This window comes from Trichocoleus sp. AS-A1, from assembly GCF_039962015.1.
GTDB lineage: Bacteria > Cyanobacteriota > Cyanobacteriia > Cyanobacteriales > FACHB-T130 > FACHB-T130.
In genome coordinates this window covers 70,925-86,874 of sequence record NZ_JAMPKG010000015.1, presented here as the reverse complement: position 1 = coordinate 86,874, position 15,950 = coordinate 70,925, and the positions used below count along the sequence as shown (strand labels likewise).

Genomic DNA, 15,950 nt, shown 5'->3' with positions numbered 1-15,950 from the left:
AATTCAAAATTCAAAAGCTCGTTTTTGAATTTTGAATTTTCATTCACGAAGCCCCTAACTGCTGTAGATACTGGTTGATCTGGTCAATTTTGTCTGCATTCCCCTGCTGATTGAATAGCGTTTTAGCTTGGAAAAGAAAGGGGATTGCCTCTTCGCGTCGTCCAGTTTGTTGCAGCGTTACTCCCAAGTTAAAAAAGGCATCTGCTAGGGTGGAATTGAGGACAATCGCTTCTTGGTAATTGGCGATCGCTTCCGCTAGCAGACCTTGCCGTTGCAAAGCTACGCCCAGATTATAGAGAGTCACGGCATCATTTGGGTTGAGGCGCTTGGCTTCCCTCAATGCCGCAGCTGCATCTTTGACCTGGTTCTCCTTTAACAGCATTGCTCCCAATTGTTGATAAGCGTCGCCATCATTGGGATTGAGACGCACCGCCTGCTTGAATCGATTAGCTGCCGCTTTGGAGTTGCCTTGCTGGACAAAAATTAAACCCATCTGGTACTGAGCCTCTGCCAAGTTCGGATTCTTAGAAGCCGCTGCATTCAGGGCGTTAATTGCTTGTGTCGGCTGATTTTGCTGCGCGTAAAGTAACCCCAGTTGATATTGAGCATCGGCAAGCGTTGGGTCAAGTTCAACTGCTTTTTGAAACTGAGCCATCGCGGCTTCATTTTGATTTTGGTTGACTAACAGCAGTCCCAGATTATAGTAAGCGACTGCATATTTCGGGTCATTCTGAATCGCCTGCTGATAGGCAGCGATCGCTTCTTGTGTTTGACCTTTTGCCTCCATCGCCAAGCCCACATTATAGTAAGCATCTGCCAACTTGGGATTTAAACTTAGCGCTCGTTCATACGCAGTCAGTGCGGCGTCGGGTTGCCCTTGCTTATATAAAGCAACTCCCAAATTGTAGTAAGCTTCTCCCAAATTGGGGTCGAGACGAAGCGCTTGCAGGTACTCATTCGTTGCCTTCTCAAGCTGTCCTTGCTCGGCTAGAGAATTCCCCAACAGATAATAAGCCATCGCAATGCTGGAATCGAATTCAAGCGCTTTGCGAAGAGCTAGCTCTGCCCCCCGATAGTCTCCGCGATTATACCGCGTCACCCCTTGTTGGAAGTAAGTCGCTGCCTCAAAATCTTGAGTGTATAGACCTTCGACCATCTGCTTAGTGAGTACGGGCGACTCAAAAGAGGTTGTCTTTTGTCGCCCAGTCCGCGATTCACCGGCAAAGGCAGTACTGGCAGTCGTCAAACCAAGACCGATCAAAGCAGCCGCAAGGAGATAAATTCGTTTGTGGTTTTTAAGCATATCTAGAACCCCGCACCACTCGCTATTTAGGAAAAAGGTAATTGGGAAGGTAATTAGTTGTCAGTTGCAATTTACCACTGACCAGCGATGATTGACATTCCTCATTACCTTAACTTGTCCCATCGTCATCTGATTGTGGCTTCCGGCAAGATTAGCATCGCGTCCCCAAAAGAATAGAAGCGATACCGATGCTTTGTTGCCACTTGGTACAATTCCAGCAACCGCTGACGCCCGATTAAAGCACCCACTAACATCAGCAAACTCGAACGGGGTAAGTGGAAATTGGTAATTAACCCCTCCACTACCCGCCACTGGTAGCCGGGATAGATAAATAACTCCGTCTTGCCCCTAAAGGGGTGTAATTCCCCATTCATAGCAGCTGACTCAAGCGATCGCACCACCGTTGTCCCCACGGCAATAATCCGACCCCCCCTCGCCTTGGTTTCCCGAATTTGTTCCACCGTAGACTGGGGGACTTCTACCCACTCCCCATGCATTTTGTGGGTGGTAATATCCTCTACTTCCACTGGGCGAAACGTCCCGACCCCGACGTGCAGCGTCACCGAAGCCTGCTGAATGCCTCGTTCTTGCAAGCGCTGGAGTAACTCTGGGGTAAAGTGTAGCCCAGCCGTGGGAGCAGCGATCGCTCCTTGAGCCTGGGCATACACAGTTTGGTACTGTTCCGCCTGGGATTGGGAATCTGTAATGTAAGGAGGTAGCGGCACTTGACCGTATTCCTCCAACAAATCTTCAAACCGACTCCCGGCTGGAACATCAAACTGCAACACCCGCCCCCCCGTCGCCTCATCCCTAGACAAAATCGTCGCACTCAATTGATTCGGGCTTGAGGCTGGGTTCAATTTTTCCTCAGCCCCTAGTTTCTGTGGTTCAAAGAATATCTGCGCCCCCGGTTGCAGACGTCGCCCTGGTTTCACCAAAGCTAGCCAGCAGTTGTTCTGCTGTTCCTCCAGCAGCAACACCTCCACGGGGGCACCCGTAGATTTACGACCCCGGAGGCGGGCAGGGATGACACGAGTATTATTTAATACCAGTAAATCTCCGGACTGGAGGAAGTCGGGTAAATCCCGAAAAATGGCGTGGCTGGGATGATCTGGGGATACCACCAGCAAACGCGCACTATCCCTTGGCACAGATGGATTCTGGGCAATCAGTTCTGCCGGGAGTTCATAGTCATAACTGGCGATTAACCGATCGATATCTATATCATCCCCGCTGGGTGCTTCAGCTTGAAACCGTAAGGATTCGGGGCTGTCTATCTTTAATCTTCTTGCCCCACTAACGGCTTTTGACTCTCCCAACCGGGGATCGCTGATGTGACTGTCTTCGTTAAATTCTGTCATGCCGTTAGTTTACTGATAAGGAATCGATCAATTTAACTTTGCAGATTGGGTAAATACCCCCAGATAAGAACGGGGGCTTCTCCCCTATCGCAGACTATCTTACTCATGGAGAATGAGAGTTATAGAACCAGCACGACCTAGACACTAAGAACTTCTCATGGAATACGTCTACTTTCTGGCCAATGCCAGCCTGACACTACGGGTGGTTGAGTATTTACACACAATGCCCCAGTTGCCCGTTCGTTTAATGACGGTGATTCATCAGATTGATGGCTGGGTGATCAAGGTCAAAATGAGTAACCATCTAAACGCGCAGCAAGATGGTGACTTCCGGGCGTTCATGAACGAACTGGGTATTCCCTACGAACCGGCTATTCGCCTCCAGATGGCGCTTTGGAGTCTGGAAACTGGACAGTCCCCCATCGATGTGATGCGTCGCTACCAAGTCGCTGTGGTTTCTCATGGTAGTCCCGATCGGAGCGATATTGAAGCCTTTCGCCAGCAGTTCACAAAAGGGCTGGGATATTGCCCGGAAACTCTAGCTTAATTAACTTAACGGCTCATCGAAAGCGGACTGAATATAGTCTTGTAGACTCAACTGATATTCTCCCACAGCTAAATTTCTAGGTTCTGGTAAAGAAATCAAAGGGAGCTTTTCAGGTTCTGGTAGCAGAACAGTATTGGTCTTAGGACGCTGACATCTGACCAAAGCGACATCAAACCGGCAAGGAAGATTTACTAAATCTGGGCGCTCTGCCAAAAAAATCTCTGCTGTGCGCCAGAGTTTAGCTTGCTTTTGCGGTGTAATCGCTAGCATTCCATCCGCATCCCAATTTCCCCGGCTGCGAGTTTTGACCTCGACAAAGATTAAGCAAGAGGACAGGGTAATGGGGCAATGGGGAACGGGTGATGGGTAATGGGTAGTGGGAAACTCTTCCTCCCGCTGTCTTCCTGTCTTTCTGTCTCCCCCTCCCTTACCTTCATCTGGGCGTTGTCGCGCAATTATATCAATTTCTCCCCAGCGGCAACGCCACCGGCGCTCAAGAATTTCCCAGGCTTGGGAAATCAACCATTGAGCAACTAGGTCTTCTCCTAAAACACCGATATCGGGATAATGAGATAGACGACGGTTTTCCATCAAATGGAACCAGCATGAAGTGTAGGCTAGATAATCGGATTTCGACAATTTTACTCGGTTTATTGCTTGTGGCGATCGCCATTGCCTCTTTTGGCGCGATCGCATCTCCCGCCTGGGCGAACGACTACAACAAAGAATTTTTGATTGGTGTAGATTTCTCCGGCAAAGAGCTGACCGACTCCAGCTTTACTAAAGCCAATCTCCGCAGTAGTAACCTGAGTCATACGAATTTGCGGGGTGTCAGTTTTTTTGGGGCTAATCTGGAAAGCGTCAATTTAGAAGGAGCCGATCTCAGAAACGCAACTCTGGACACAGCCCGCTTGACCAAAGCGAACTTAAAGAACGCGGTTTTGGAAGGGGCGTTTGCCTTTAACACTAAGTTTGAAGGTGCGATTATTGATGGAGCTGATTTTACAGATGTGCTGCTTCGTCGGGATGTGCAACAACAGTTGTGTAAAATAGCGTCCGGTACCAATCCCACTACTGGGCGCGAAACCCGCGAAACTTTGTTTTGCCCCTAATCCTTTTTGAGCGCTCTGAGGAGGTTCTCGATGAGCGTGCAATACAAATCCTCTCCGGGGCATTACCATGCCCCGGAGAGTGTTATCTATACAACTGAGAATTGCGATATTTCTCAATGAATTGAGAACGGCAATATAAGGATTCTGTCTTAACTGCCAGAAAAAACAGAATCCTTATCTGGTAAGGTTTCCAGATTTGCCTCTAACCAAAAGGGCTAATTAACCGTAGTGTTGATGGGTGCATCAGCGATTGTAGCCGCAGATTGGCGTAAACGATCGCCGTAAAGAGCTAGCGCATTGCCGCTAAGCAATAGTTCAAGATGCTCCCGGTCATAATCGGTAACAGTCGCAGCATCCTTGACACAGTCATGGAGTACCCCATCCCAGTGCCCATAATCCCCAGAGAAGCAAGCCAGATGTTTGCCAATTTCTCCCATCGCAATGTGAAGATAAGCAGGGCCTGGATCGTCTGATTCAAAGGAAGTAAAGATTTGACCCCGCTCAAAGTATTCCAACGGATCTCGATGGCGGAGATCGTAATGCTCATAAAGACTTGCATCCTCAATCTGAGATGGGTCATGCTGAGCATTCCACAGGAGATCGAAGAGATTTTTTGCCTGACTAATCAGATTGATATTGTTGTGAGTGCCTCTTTCCTGAATCATCAGCTTGGTGAATTCCATCAGGGAAGGACGATAGGGATGCTTGGGGTCAAAGTCACGGATGCGTTTTTCCCAATGCTCGTGGAAAGCATGGGCAAGATCCGGCACCCAACCACAACCGCCTTCTAAAAAGCCAACCCGCAGGGAGGGGAATTGCTCAAACGCCCCATCAAAAACCATTCTGGCTAAAGCCAATTGTTGCTGGTTCCGCTGCACAAAAATGTGCGTCAAGACAAAGGTTTCCACATGATCGGAAATCCCCCCCACCATGTAAGATCCCGGCCCTCCGTGAATGCCCAGACCAATATCCAAATCGGCGGCTGCTTGCAAGATCGGGCGGAAGTCAGGATGGCTAATCGCTTTACAGGTACGGATATCGGGGAAAGCTTGGGGCGCTTTCGGATGGGGAATCGGGAGGTTTGGGGCAACGGCGACGCTAATCATGCCCAGTTCGTTGACGCAACGGTGCATTTCCGCAACCGCAGCATCTACATCCTGTAGAGGCAATACACCAATCGGTTTGAGCCGGTTATCGTAACCCCGACAGTCGTCGGCAATGTAGTTGTTGTAGGCACGGCACAGCGCGATCGCAAAGTCCTTATCCAATAAGCTGGAAAAAACTAAGTTGAGCGTGCCGTAAATTACCTGGATATCAATGCCTTCTTTATCCATGTGTTCAATCCGCACGCGATTGAACATTGCCCCCAAGGTTGTATCTGGATGCAGGTTGCGAAAGCCACCTTTCCCCAGTCCCTGAGGCTGCGGGAACATCCGCATAAAGTCGTTTTTACCCGTTGCCGGATTAAAGTCTACGATTCTCGCCCGTTGGTCGCCCAGACTATCAATCGCTAAACCGATGCGATCGCGATACTCTGGCTCTAGATAATCCCGCATTACTAAAGGATTTTCTATTTTATGGGCATCTGCATCAATTACCAGTAGACCTTGATACATGAACACTCCTTAATAATTTGCTCAATCGTTACCTGCAAATAAATTCCAGGTTTTCAGGGCGTCGGATAGAAGCCTGCCCCGATGAAGACACAATGTTTTTAATTGAATACTCGCCTTGCGGCTGAAATTTAATTCAACGCTTTCTGCTTGCGATGCAAGTATGTCCAAACTTGGCGCAGTCCAAACCAGTTCTCAAAAGACCACATGAGGGAAACCAGGATGGTAATGCCGGGGTACTTGACAAAAGCCGGGTGATTCTTCTCGAAGACAGCATGACCGCCCAAAGCGAATACTTGGGTGAGGACTAAACACACGAGCGTTAACCGCCAATCATAAAACAGAAAGACCACAGCGGCGATCGCTAGCATATTAGTCAAGTGGTGCAGAAACTGGTTGATGGGATGCTGATGACTCGCAACAAAGTGGGCTTTAGCCTCCTGGAAGTAGCTCAAAGTAATTCTCCTGCGGTTGAAACCCGAATTTGTCAAACTCAAAGCGTTGTAGGAACGATATCACTAAGTCTCTTGCGAAAGGGAGAGAAATTAGAATTTTTTTAGGTTGCTTTAACCCAGTTTGGACATTTTACCCTTGGGATGGCAGCGAGGAGAATGTCACCGAGTCAGCCTTAAACCAAAGCCCTAAACTAAAGTTTGGACTAAAAGCTGAAACCCGTTTTAACGGGTTCAACGGCTTACCCAGTAAGCTTTAGCTTACTTTAGCTTTAAGCCGGAAATTTATTTCCCGGCTACCTGCGTCAATCCCATTCCAGCTAGGACACGCCTACCGCCACCGGAGTTGCAAATAACCCCGTGATTGACTCAGTTCCTCTTCGCCCAGCCATTCTACCGGCTTGTAAGTGCCAAAAACCCGATCCCACCAATCCACCCCCAAACCAAAATTGTGATGCCACATTCCATATTTGTGATGCACGTAGTGAACTGGCATTTTCATCCAGAAGCACTTGGTTGGGTTTTCGTGCTGTAGCTGATGGGCATAGGCTGAAAATGCAGCATAGAATAAGCCACCAAGGAACCAACCGATTCCAGCCTCCCACGAGTAGAAAAACATCAAACACATTACTAGCAAACTGCCTCTAACATAGTCTCGAAACTCCCACAACACCCCCTGTCCTTCGTTACGACGGTGATGATCTCGATGACGTTCGCCAATCCGAGGCGAGACGTGCATCAAGCGATGTAGCCAATATTCCACTAGACTTGCCAAGACAAACGCCACACAAAAAAAAGCCATTCCTACAGAAAGTTTTGCTAATAAGGTCATAAACTCCCATTCCTCACACTTTTTCTGTATATCAACACACCTGAAGCCTTGTTTATTCGATTTGATTAGCTAGGACGGTTATATCCTATGGGAAATCTTACTAATTTTTTGTTTTCTATTGCTGCTGCCGAGAGCGATCGCGAAATTCAAAAAAGTATAAGGTAAGGCAAATATAATTCCACAAGCTGCACGCCATCGACTCCAAGAGAACACGGCTCGTGATGTAGGATATATCCTCCAGAAACGATTGACTGCACACACCATTTCATCGCCCAATCCGATGACTTCATGCCACCAACCGGCAGGAATATAAAGTGTTTCACCTTGCTCAAGGATTACTTCGCATTTATGCTGGAGTGCCTGCTTGAATTTTGGCATTGTTTTAAAGTCAGGGTTTTCCAGATCCACCTGACTAAACCAAGAACGCAATTTCAAGCCGTGTCGCAAATGAATATACACCGGAAATGGATAGAGATTGTAGGTCTCTGAGGGTGGAAAAAACACTATTTTTTTGGCACCATGCAGTTGCATCAGCGTGCCGTCCACTGAGTCATAATGTAAGCCTGAGCGATGACCTCCCGGAGCTACATAAATGTTCAGTTCGCTCGCAGGTTTCGTTAAACCTAGCCGAGAGCCAATGATTTTCAAAGACTGGGTATCAGCAAGCGGGGTATTTTTGAGGGGACATTTTCCTAGGTTAATGTCATTTTCATGAGCCTTATGGTTACGCAACATCTCTGCATATTCTGTGAATTGCATACTTTGCAGATTTACGCCACTGCCGATGCTTTTCCATTTGCGCTTTTCCTGCTTTTCCCTTTCCCGCCCTGGATTTCGGAAGATTAACTCTTGGCTGCCAAACTTTTCACATAAATAGTCTAAATTCCAGTCACCTTCACTTTCCAATAAGCCCGTAATGATAACAGGAGTTCCGGTTTTTTGATATTTTTCAAAAAATGTTTCTGGCGTTATCGATGAAATATCCACTCGTTCGATTGGCTTGACCCGCTTTTCCAAGTCTAATTTTATGACATTTTCCGATTTGGTTTCCATACCCATCTCCTCACCTATTTTGAGTCAATAATAGTTGGATATATAATCCTAATCCATTTATGAAAGCTTAGATATCTCTTTTCTCTCTTCCTTAGCGCTCTTGGCGTCTAAGCGCTATCGCTAACGCGAGGCTAACGCCAACGCGCAGGCTTCGCCAACGCAGTTCATAAAATTTACAACTCCTATAGAACTGCTATAACTGTCCCCAAAAAGCTTCGTTTTCATCGCTCATCAGTCCTTAATAAAGACATTATGAATAATAACTACTAGCGAAGTTTAGCATTTAGTTTGGAGAAAAAGAAAAAATCTGCTTTAATCGACATCTAGTTATTCTTGCTAATGGATCTAATGCACTAATGGCAAATCTATTGCTACCAGTTTTGACAACGATTGCTGAACGTGCCAGGGCGAATTTTGTGAAAAAAACTCGCCGGACTTCTGCTGTACAGGAGCAGTTATTAAAGGAGCTATTGCAGACTCATAAACATACCGAATTAGGTCGCAAATATGGACTGAGAGATATCAGAACAATCGAGCAATTTCAACAACAGATTCCGATTCTGCCTTACAGCAGCTATGAACCCTATACTGAACGCATTGCCCAAGGTGAAAAAAATATTTTAACGCCAGATCCGGTCGTTTATCTCAATACGACCAGTGGCTCGACGGGAAATCAGAAATTAATCCCGGTGACTCAGCGATTTCAGAACTCGTTGGGATGGGCGAATCTGACTTGCATCGGCTTTTTAGGTGAGGCGCTGCGTTCGCAAGATCGAAAATTTGGCAAACTGTTAGTCACCAACACCGCCCAAATAACGGGACGCACCAGTGGCGGGATTGAATATGGGCCGGGAGGTACAGGCGTCCTCCGCATGGGCAAATTTCTCTACGAACAACTCTTTGCCCATCCTTACGAAACCCTACAAGCAGCGGATAGTATCACCCGCCATTATCTTTGCTTCTTATTTGCCCTGCGCGATCGCTCGATGCGCGGAATCGGAGCCAATTTTCCCATGCTCATCCTGCGAATCTGCAACTATTTAGAGCGCTACGCGGAAGATTTGATCCGAGACATCGAAACCGGAACCATTGCCAGTTGGTTAACACTCGAACCAGAACTTCGAGCCAAATTGGAACGGCAATGGTCAGCAAATCCAAGTCGCGCCGCTCAATTGCGGGAAATCTTAAAATCAGAGGGACGGCTTACCCCGAAACTAGCATGGCCTGAGCTATCTTTTACCGCCACCGCGCGGGGAGGAACCTCAGATTTTTACTTTGAGCGATTTCCCAGCTACTTTGACGACATCCCTAGCTTTGGGGCTGTTTTCGCCTCCGCTGAAGGCACCTTTAGTATTTACCACGACCTCAACAACGATGGCAGCATCTTAGCCATTGAAGCAGGCTTTTTTGAATTTATCCCGCAAGACCAGTGGGAAGTAGAGCATCCCAAAACCTTACTCGCCACGGAAGTGAAGGCGGGAGAACTTTACCGGATTCTGATGACCAACTATAGCGGCTTCTACCGTTACGATATTGGTGATGTTGTCGAAGTTCTAGGCTTTTACGAGCAGGCTCCTCTGATTGTATTCCGTCACCGTCGAGGCGGGATTTTGTCTTCCACGACGGAGAAGACGACCGAATTTCATGCCACTCAGGTGATGCAAAGCCTGCAACAAGAATTTGGCTTGCCATTAGAGGATTTTTGTATCACTTTGTCCGAAAATGAGTTCCCCGCCCATTATCTCGTGAATATTGAACTCGTTAGCGGTCCTATTTTGAGCGATAGCCTTGCTTTTTTAGCCAGCTTTGACCGTAAACTCAAGGAAACTAACGTTTACTATCAATCCAAACGCAAGGATCAGGTGCCTCCTCCCCGACTGCGAATTCTGGCTCCTGGCAGCTTTGCCAAAGTTCGCCAACGTCAAGTAGAAAGGGGAATTCCGGATTCTCAACTAAAATTTCCCCATATTAGCGAAGATCGGAATTTTCTAGCTGGACTGGAAGTGGAGCAAGAGGTTAGACTTCCAGAGGATCGCGATTAAATTTGTCTTTGCTACCAAAGAAAAGCAGCAATCCTGCCACCATCGAGACACTCGCTGCCCCATAAAAGACCCCTGGCAAGCCGCCATAATTGATCGCTGGCCCTAGGAGAATCGGGGAGAGGAACTGTCCGAGGAAACCGGCACCCGTTCCGATTGCCAGCACGCTAGACCGGAGTTGTGAGGGGGCGAGATCGGCTAAAGCGCTATAGAGGTTGGGTAGCACAATCCCAAATCCCACCCCGAAGAGTACCGCTGTTATCAAAATCCAGAGGAGTTGGGACAGCAGTGGGATGGTTGCCAAGGTTAATGCCATCAGGGCAAATCCGGTTGCGGTGGCTCGATTTAAACCCAGTCGCTTGGCGAGTCCCTTCGCAGCAAAAGCGGAGACAGCAGCTGCCCCAACTGCCCGCGATGCCAGGACAATCCCATTGAGAGATGCTCCTGCCCCTATCGTTGCCTTGAGGTAAAGGGGTGCGTAAATAACGACGGCATACATTGCCACTGAGGCTAAGCAAAGGGTCAGTAACAACTGCAAGGCGTGGGGCTGTCCGATGATTTTACCCAGCTTTTGGTTTGAATCCGTGGCGCGTTCTTTAACCCGAAGCTTCGGTGGCTTTTCTTTCAAAATTAAAGCAACCAAAAACGCTAGCGGCAACCCTAGCCCATACAGATAAAAAGCATATTGCCAGTGAGTGGCACCAACCCAGCCCCCTAAAAGCGGAAAAGCAATACCAGTCAGAGTTAGGGTACTGGTTGCGTAACCTAAAGCTTGCGATCGCGCTTCGCCTTCATACATATTTCCCAGCAAGCCCAGACTTGCCGCTGCAATCCCCCCACTGGCGACACCCAGCAACCCCCGCATCACTAACAGCGGTGTCAGCGTTTGGATGAAAGCTCCTGCTGTACCTAACACTGCGTAGAGAATTAGGGAAGGAATTAGCACCCGCAACCGACCAACTCGATCTGCCAAAATCCCTAGCAGTGGGCTAAATAGGGCAATTGTCAGGCAGTGTAGGCTCACCAAGTTACCGGCAAACGCAGGATCGAGGTGAAGTTGTTGTACCATTTCTGGCAAAATTGGCGCAATGACTCCCCCCGTCATGGTCGTCAGGGAGCCTGCTGCCAGCAGCACTAACAGTCTGCGATCGCCCAACATAAGCCAGAAACCTGCAATTTTTGGTCATCATAACCTAGATAGGTGGAAATCAACTTATTTTGGGCTGTTCTGGGTGATGGGTGATTCATCATTTGAAAAATCCCAAAAGACAAAACAAATTGATATTGACTTATCGGCGACTAGGAAGCTAAATATTGTCACAGAAACAGGCAACAGAGGCACAATTCATGGAACTGGCTACAACGCTAACCAGCCAGACCGTTCAGAATGCTGTTCGAGAGGTGGGCATCAATGGGAATCACTGGTATCCGGTGGGGTGGGCAGACCAACTGAAGCCCGGTGATATCATGCCTGTCGTCATTTGGCAGCAAGCGATCGCAATTTTTCGCGATACTCAAGGGAATCTCCATGCCTTAGAGGATGCTTGCCCTCACAAAGGCATCGCACTGCACAAGGGCACCGTCCAAGGGTGTAACTTGGCGTGTGCTTATCATGGCTGGGAATTTGACGGTGAAGGTCATTGTGTCAGCATTCCCTATCTTCCCGACACCCAAAAACTTCCCCGCGCCCAAGCCCGCAGTTATCCAGTGCAAGAAAAATATAATCTTATCTGGATCTTCCCTGGCGATCGCGCTCTCGCCACCACCTGTCAGCCGCCGGATATCCCTGAATTTGACGAGCCAGATTGGTTAATGGTGCCAGTGAGTGCCCACTTCCAGGCACATTTTTCCATCTGCAATGAGAACACGATGGATGTTTTTCATGGGTTTCTGCACCAAAAATTGCAGGGTTGGTTCGATCCGGTACTAACAAGTCTGCGGGAGACAGACGCAGCAGTCTGCGCCGAATACAATGTTTCCTACAAAGGTCGCATGGCTCAGTTTCTCGGATTGAGCGATCGCGCTGACCAAGTCACCACCTTACCGATCTCGATTCAGTATCGATACCCTCATTTTTATACCGTTCTCCAAGGAGTTTCCGCCCTATACTTGATGCGATTGCCCGTTGGCTTAACTGAGAGCCGCTCTTTTGCCTTTTTCTTTTTCAAAGTCCGCTTGCCAAAATGGGTACTCAACCCGCTCAAGCCTTTGTTGCAAATCCTGCTCCCGCGCTTTGTGTTGTTGAAATTTCTCGCTCAAGACATCGAGATGATCGAAAGCGAGCAGCGAACCTATTTAGCCAATCCCCAGCGACGTTATGTAGAAATAAATCCAGCGATTATTGCTATCCAGCGGCTAATTGTCCGGCAACATGAGAAATTTGTGCAAAAATCTAGTCAATCGCAAAATCATCAGGGGAATTCAGAAAAGTCTATTTCTCTCTCGTGAGGCGATTGCAAGAGAGCCATCTGAACTAACCCAAGAAAATTCACTCGGATGAAGGCAATCTTAGCAGCGGCGTATCCTCTAGCCCTTTCTCAGTCCTGCGGTCAAGTGAGCTGGAGCAATATATTCATAAACACTATGAGGTCTTATTCCTTTGGGCGTTTCGTCAGACCTGGATAGCAGAAACCGAGTCTGGCAAATATTACTGTTGAGCCAGAGGCGATCGCCGATCTGGTAAAAGCTGAGAGGAGTCAACTTGTGCAAATTGTCAAAGAATATGTCCAGCATTGGTACGAGAGCGGACTTGACCCCGATGAATATATCTGTCATCAGAAGCAGGGGAATACAGTCGAGATTGAAGACGCGGCGACGGGTGAGCGTCAAACCGTTCTCAGCTTCTGCACCAATGATGTTTTAGGGTTAGTTCACGAAGAAGCCGTTAAGCAAGGTGCCATTGATGCCATCCTGAAATACGGAACGTCAAACAGCTCCTGCTCCGTCTTGAGCGGTCGAATCGATCTGCATCGACAGCTAGAGGACGAGATTTCAGCCTTTAAGCATCTGCCCCATACCCAGCTATTTCTGAATGCTTGGATGGCGATGCAAGCCTTAATGGATGCCTTCTGCCACTTGGCAATTCCCGTGCCGGGATTTCAGAACACTCGCGAAACTTTAATTCTCACCGATGTCCTCAATCATGGCTGCATTGTCTCAGCCGTGGTCAATGCCGGGACTCGTTCCGGAAAAGTGTTTGGCAATAGCCCCCGCACCCGTGTAAAAGCTTACCGCCATTGTAATGTGGAGGATTTAGCGCGAAAACTGCATCGATATGCCCGACCTGGCGATCGCATTCTGGTTGTATCCGATGCCGTATTCTCAATGGATGGGGATATCGCGCCGCTGCTCGACATGATCGGTGTCCTGCAAAAATACGAGGGCAGTGTGCTGGTAATGGATGAAGCTCATGCCAGCGGTGCCATTGGAGCCACGGGAAGAGGGATCTACGAGCATTTTGGCATTTTGCCCAGTTATGCGATTGAGCGGGGCGTCGTGCCGCTGATTATGACGACTTTCTCTAAGTTTGCCGCCTCAGCCGGAGCCGCCATTAGCAGCCACGTCGCAGAGTTAAAACCGCTGTTGAATGTTTCTCCCACCTCAATTGGAACCATTTCTTTACCGCCCCCAACCACGGCGGCTGCCTTAGAAAGCATCCGTATCGTTCGCCAACAGCCAGAACGAGTCCAAAAGCTACAGGAAAATACCCGATACTTGCGATCGCGCTTAGCTGAAAATGATTTTGCCGCAATTGGCGAGACCAACGTTGTCCCAGTCATTTTACCGTCGGAGATTAATCCCAAGGTCTTTGGCAGACAACTTTTGCAAGAGCGCGGTCTTTGGGTCTCTCCGATTTGGTTTATTGCCAAACCCCGCCTCCGCATTACCGTCAACGCTCTCCACACTCACGAGGAAATGGATCGTTTGGTGGCAGGAATGGTAGCCGTTCGGGACTTATTGTATAAACCAACGATTAGTGCATAGCAATACCAGGCTTAACCTGAGATTGCCCTATGACTAGCCGTTTGCTTAACCCCTTTTTTGGAGTGCGTGATGCGTGTACTGCTCCTCTATCCACAATTTCCCAAATCGTTCTGGTCTTTTGACAAAGCGCTAGAACTAATCGGACGGAAGGTATCGCTTCCTCCGCTGGGAATGATTACAGTCGCAGCGATTCTGCCCCAAACTTGGGAGTTCCGCTTAATAGACCGCAATGTTCGATGTGAGACTGAAGCAGACTGGGCTTGGGCAGACCTCGTCATCATCTCCGGGATGATTGTCCAGAAACCCGATATGCTACACCTGATCCGCGAAGCGAAGCAGCGCGGCAAATTGGTGGCAGTCGGTGGTCCTTACGTTACCTCAGTTCCAACTGCGGCACAGGAAGCCGGAGTAGACTTTCTGGTTTTAGACGAAGGCGAGATTACCCTGCCGCTCCTAGTCGAGGCTTTAGAGCGGGGTGAAACACAGGGGGTATTCCGTTCTAATGGCGAAAAGCCCGATGTCACGAACACACCCATTCCCAGATTCGACCTGCTGGATCTAACTGCCTACAACGATATGTCGGTGCAGTTTTCGCGGGGTTGCCCGTTCCAGTGCGAGTTCTGCGACATCATTGTTCTCTATGGGCGCAAGCCACGCACGAAAACCCCCGCGCAACTGCTCGCTGAGTTACAAGCTCTGTATGATTTAGGCTGGCGGCGCTCTATTTTTGTGGTTGATGACAACTTCATCGGCAACAAGCGCAACGTCAAGCTCTTGCTGCGCGAACTCGGTCCCTGGATGGCAGCTCGCGGCTACCCCTTCCGCCTTTCGACGGAAGCCTCGGTAGACTTAGCACAGGATGAGGAATTGCTGGATTTGATGGTCGCTGCCAACTTCAGTGCAGTGTTTTTGGGCATCGAAACACCGGACACAGAGAGCCTGGCGATGACTCAGAAATTCCAAAATACGCGCAATTCCCTGATGGAATCGGTTCAGAAAATTAATCGGGTGGGTTTGCGCGTAATGGCTGGTTTCATCATTGGCTTTGATGGTGAAAAGGCTGGGGCAGGTCGGCGGATCATTGATTTTGTGGAAGCGACAGCAATTCCTCAAGCACTGTTCAGTATGCTTCAGGCTTTGCCGAATACAGCTCTGTGGCATCGACTTCAAAAAGAGGGTCGTTTGCTGGAGGGGAGTGAAGAGGCAAATATCCATCAGACAACACTGACCAATTTTATCCCCAGCCGTCCTTTAGAAGAATTGGCTCGTGAATACGTCAGTTGCTTCTGGGAACTGTATGAACCATCTCGCTATCTAGCACGAGTCTATCGGCACTTTATACAGATGAAGCCGACTCCTCACAAGAAGAAGTTCCGAATGCCGGGATTCAGTGATATCAAGGCATTATTTATTATTTGTTGGCGACAAGGACTGAAACGCAATACCCGTTTCCAGTTCTGGCGTCAGATGTTCTCCATCATTCAACACAATCCGGGTGTATTTGAGTCTTATTTGATTAATTGCGCCCATATTGAGCACTTCATCGAGTACCGTCAAATTGTGCGCGACGAAATCGAAGCTCAGCTTACCGAATATCTAGCGAACAAGGGAACAGAAACTCCTCAAGAAAAGGTTCTGGCAATTTGAGCCATTC

General features: G+C 48.5%; 14 protein-coding genes. 6 read left to right on the top strand and 8 right to left on the bottom strand.

Annotated elements, in window-relative coordinates; translation table 11 throughout:
* Positions 1–43: 43 nt before the first annotated feature.
* Both NC994_RS13525 and queA read right to left on the bottom strand, forming a co-directional pair.
* Positions 44–1,303, bottom strand: coding sequence for a tetratricopeptide repeat protein (locus tag NC994_RS13525; protein WP_190434137.1), 1,260 nt, complete (start codon positions 1,301–1,303; stop codon positions 44–46).
* Between the two features lie 125 nt (positions 1,304–1,428).
* Positions 1,429–2,664: a tRNA preQ1(34) S-adenosylmethionine ribosyltransferase-isomerase QueA gene (gene queA / locus NC994_RS13520; RefSeq protein WP_190434135.1), complete on the bottom strand. Its 1,236-nt coding sequence runs from the start codon at positions 2,662–2,664 to the stop codon at positions 1,429–1,431.
* Between the two features lie 157 nt (positions 2,665–2,821).
* Here queA and NC994_RS13515 point away from each other — a divergent pair, with 157 nt between their 5' ends.
* Positions 2,822–3,211, top strand: coding sequence for a hypothetical protein (locus tag NC994_RS13515; RefSeq protein ID WP_190414650.1), 390 nt, complete (start codon positions 2,822–2,824; stop codon positions 3,209–3,211).
* Here the strand turns inward: NC994_RS13515 and NC994_RS13510 are convergent, their stop codons facing one another.
* Positions 3,212–3,802: a YraN family protein gene (locus NC994_RS13510; RefSeq protein WP_190414651.1), complete on the bottom strand. Its 591-nt coding sequence runs from the start codon at positions 3,800–3,802 to the stop codon at positions 3,212–3,214.
* Positions 3,803–3,816: 14 nt separating this feature from the next.
* Between NC994_RS13510 and NC994_RS13505 the strand changes: the two genes are divergently transcribed.
* On the top strand, positions 3,817–4,323 hold the full coding sequence (locus NC994_RS13505; RefSeq protein WP_190414652.1) for a pentapeptide repeat-containing protein: 507 nt from the start codon (positions 3,817–3,819) through the stop codon (positions 4,321–4,323).
* A gap of 215 nt (positions 4,324–4,538) precedes the next feature.
* Here NC994_RS13505 and NC994_RS13500 read toward each other — a convergent pair whose 3' ends face one another.
* The 4 genes from NC994_RS13500 to NC994_RS13485 form a co-directional block, all read right to left on the bottom strand.
* Positions 4,539–5,939, bottom strand: coding sequence for an amidohydrolase family protein (locus NC994_RS13500; RefSeq protein ID WP_190434133.1), 1,401 nt, complete (start codon positions 5,937–5,939; stop codon positions 4,539–4,541).
* Between the two features lie 128 nt (positions 5,940–6,067).
* On the bottom strand, positions 6,068–6,391 hold the full coding sequence (locus NC994_RS13495) for an Mpo1-like protein (RefSeq protein WP_190434130.1): 324 nt from the start codon (positions 6,389–6,391) through the stop codon (positions 6,068–6,070).
* Positions 6,392–6,719: 328 nt separating this feature from the next.
* Positions 6,720–7,220, bottom strand: coding sequence for a sterol desaturase family protein (locus tag NC994_RS13490; protein WP_190414655.1), 501 nt, complete (start codon positions 7,218–7,220; stop codon positions 6,720–6,722).
* 78 nt (positions 7,221–7,298) lie between these two features.
* The gene (locus NC994_RS13485) at positions 7,299–8,279 is read right to left on the bottom strand and encodes a cupin-like domain-containing protein (protein WP_199299540.1); all 981 of its coding nucleotides are present in this window, start codon (positions 8,277–8,279) and stop codon (positions 7,299–7,301) included.
* A 350-nt stretch (positions 8,280–8,629) separates the two neighbouring features.
* Here NC994_RS13485 and NC994_RS13480 point away from each other — a divergent pair, with 350 nt between their 5' ends.
* Complete coding sequence (locus NC994_RS13480; protein ID WP_190434129.1) at positions 8,630–10,315, top strand: GH3 auxin-responsive promoter family protein; 1,686 nt, start codon at positions 8,630–8,632, stop codon at positions 10,313–10,315.
* Here NC994_RS13480 and NC994_RS13475 read toward each other — a convergent pair.
* Entirely contained in the window at positions 10,290–11,471 is a 1,182-nt protein-coding gene (locus NC994_RS13475; RefSeq protein ID WP_190434127.1) for an MFS transporter, read from the bottom strand. The genes NC994_RS13480 and NC994_RS13475 overlap by 26 nt on opposite strands.
* 188 nt (positions 11,472–11,659) lie before the next feature.
* On the opposite strand from NC994_RS13475, the gene NC994_RS13470 reads away from it, so the two are divergent.
* From NC994_RS13470 to NC994_RS13460, 3 genes are all read left to right on the top strand, one after another.
* Positions 11,660–12,760 carry an aromatic ring-hydroxylating dioxygenase subunit alpha gene (locus NC994_RS13470; protein ID WP_190434200.1) on the top strand — a complete coding sequence of 367 codons (1,101 nt, stop codon included), beginning with the start codon at positions 11,660–11,662 and terminating at the stop codon, positions 12,758–12,760.
* A gap of 255 nt (positions 12,761–13,015) precedes the next feature.
* Positions 13,016–14,296 (top strand): aminotransferase class I/II-fold pyridoxal phosphate-dependent enzyme, encoded by a 1,281-nt coding sequence (locus NC994_RS13465; protein WP_190414659.1) that lies wholly within the window; start codon positions 13,016–13,018, stop codon positions 14,294–14,296.
* A 69-nt stretch (positions 14,297–14,365) separates the two neighbouring features.
* Positions 14,366–15,943, top strand: a complete 1,578-nt coding sequence (locus NC994_RS13460) for a B12-binding domain-containing radical SAM protein (protein WP_190434125.1) — start codon at positions 14,366–14,368, stop codon at positions 15,941–15,943.
* Positions 15,944–15,950 lie beyond the last annotated feature (7 nt).

What these genes read in the sequence shown, in the direction of transcription:
- NC994_RS13505 (WP_190414652.1), top strand. Translation starts at nt 3,817, where the DNA reads ATGAAGTGTAGGCTAGATAATCGGATTTCGACAATTTTACTCGGTTTA.
- NC994_RS13470 (WP_190434200.1), top strand. Translation starts at nt 11,660, where the DNA reads ATGGAACTGGCTACAACGCTAACCAGCCAGACCGTTCAGAATGCTGTT.
- NC994_RS13510 (WP_190414651.1), bottom strand. Translation starts at nt 3,802, where the DNA reads ATGGAAAACCGTCGTCTATCTCATTATCCCGATATCGGTGTTTTAGGA.
- queA (WP_190434135.1), bottom strand. Translation starts at nt 2,664, where the DNA reads ATGACAGAATTTAACGAAGACAGTCACATCAGCGATCCCCGGTTGGGA.
- NC994_RS13515 (WP_190414650.1), top strand. Translation starts at nt 2,822, where the DNA reads ATGGAATACGTCTACTTTCTGGCCAATGCCAGCCTGACACTACGGGTG.
- NC994_RS13500 (WP_190434133.1), bottom strand. Translation starts at nt 5,939, where the DNA reads ATGTATCAAGGTCTACTGGTAATTGATGCAGATGCCCATAAAATAGAA.
- NC994_RS13475 (WP_190434127.1), bottom strand. Translation starts at nt 11,471, where the DNA reads ATGTTGGGCGATCGCAGACTGTTAGTGCTGCTGGCAGCAGGCTCCCTG.
- NC994_RS13490 (WP_190414655.1), bottom strand. Translation starts at nt 7,220, where the DNA reads ATGACCTTATTAGCAAAACTTTCTGTAGGAATGGCTTTTTTTTGTGTG.
- NC994_RS13480 (WP_190434129.1), top strand. Translation starts at nt 8,630, where the DNA reads ATGGCAAATCTATTGCTACCAGTTTTGACAACGATTGCTGAACGTGCC.
- NC994_RS13525 (WP_190434137.1), bottom strand. Translation starts at nt 1,303, where the DNA reads ATGCTTAAAAACCACAAACGAATTTATCTCCTTGCGGCTGCTTTGATC.
- NC994_RS13460 (WP_190434125.1), top strand. Translation starts at nt 14,366, where the DNA reads ATGCGTGTACTGCTCCTCTATCCACAATTTCCCAAATCGTTCTGGTCT.
- NC994_RS13485 (WP_199299540.1), bottom strand. Translation starts at nt 8,279, where the DNA reads ATGGGTATGGAAACCAAATCGGAAAATGTCATAAAATTAGACTTGGAA.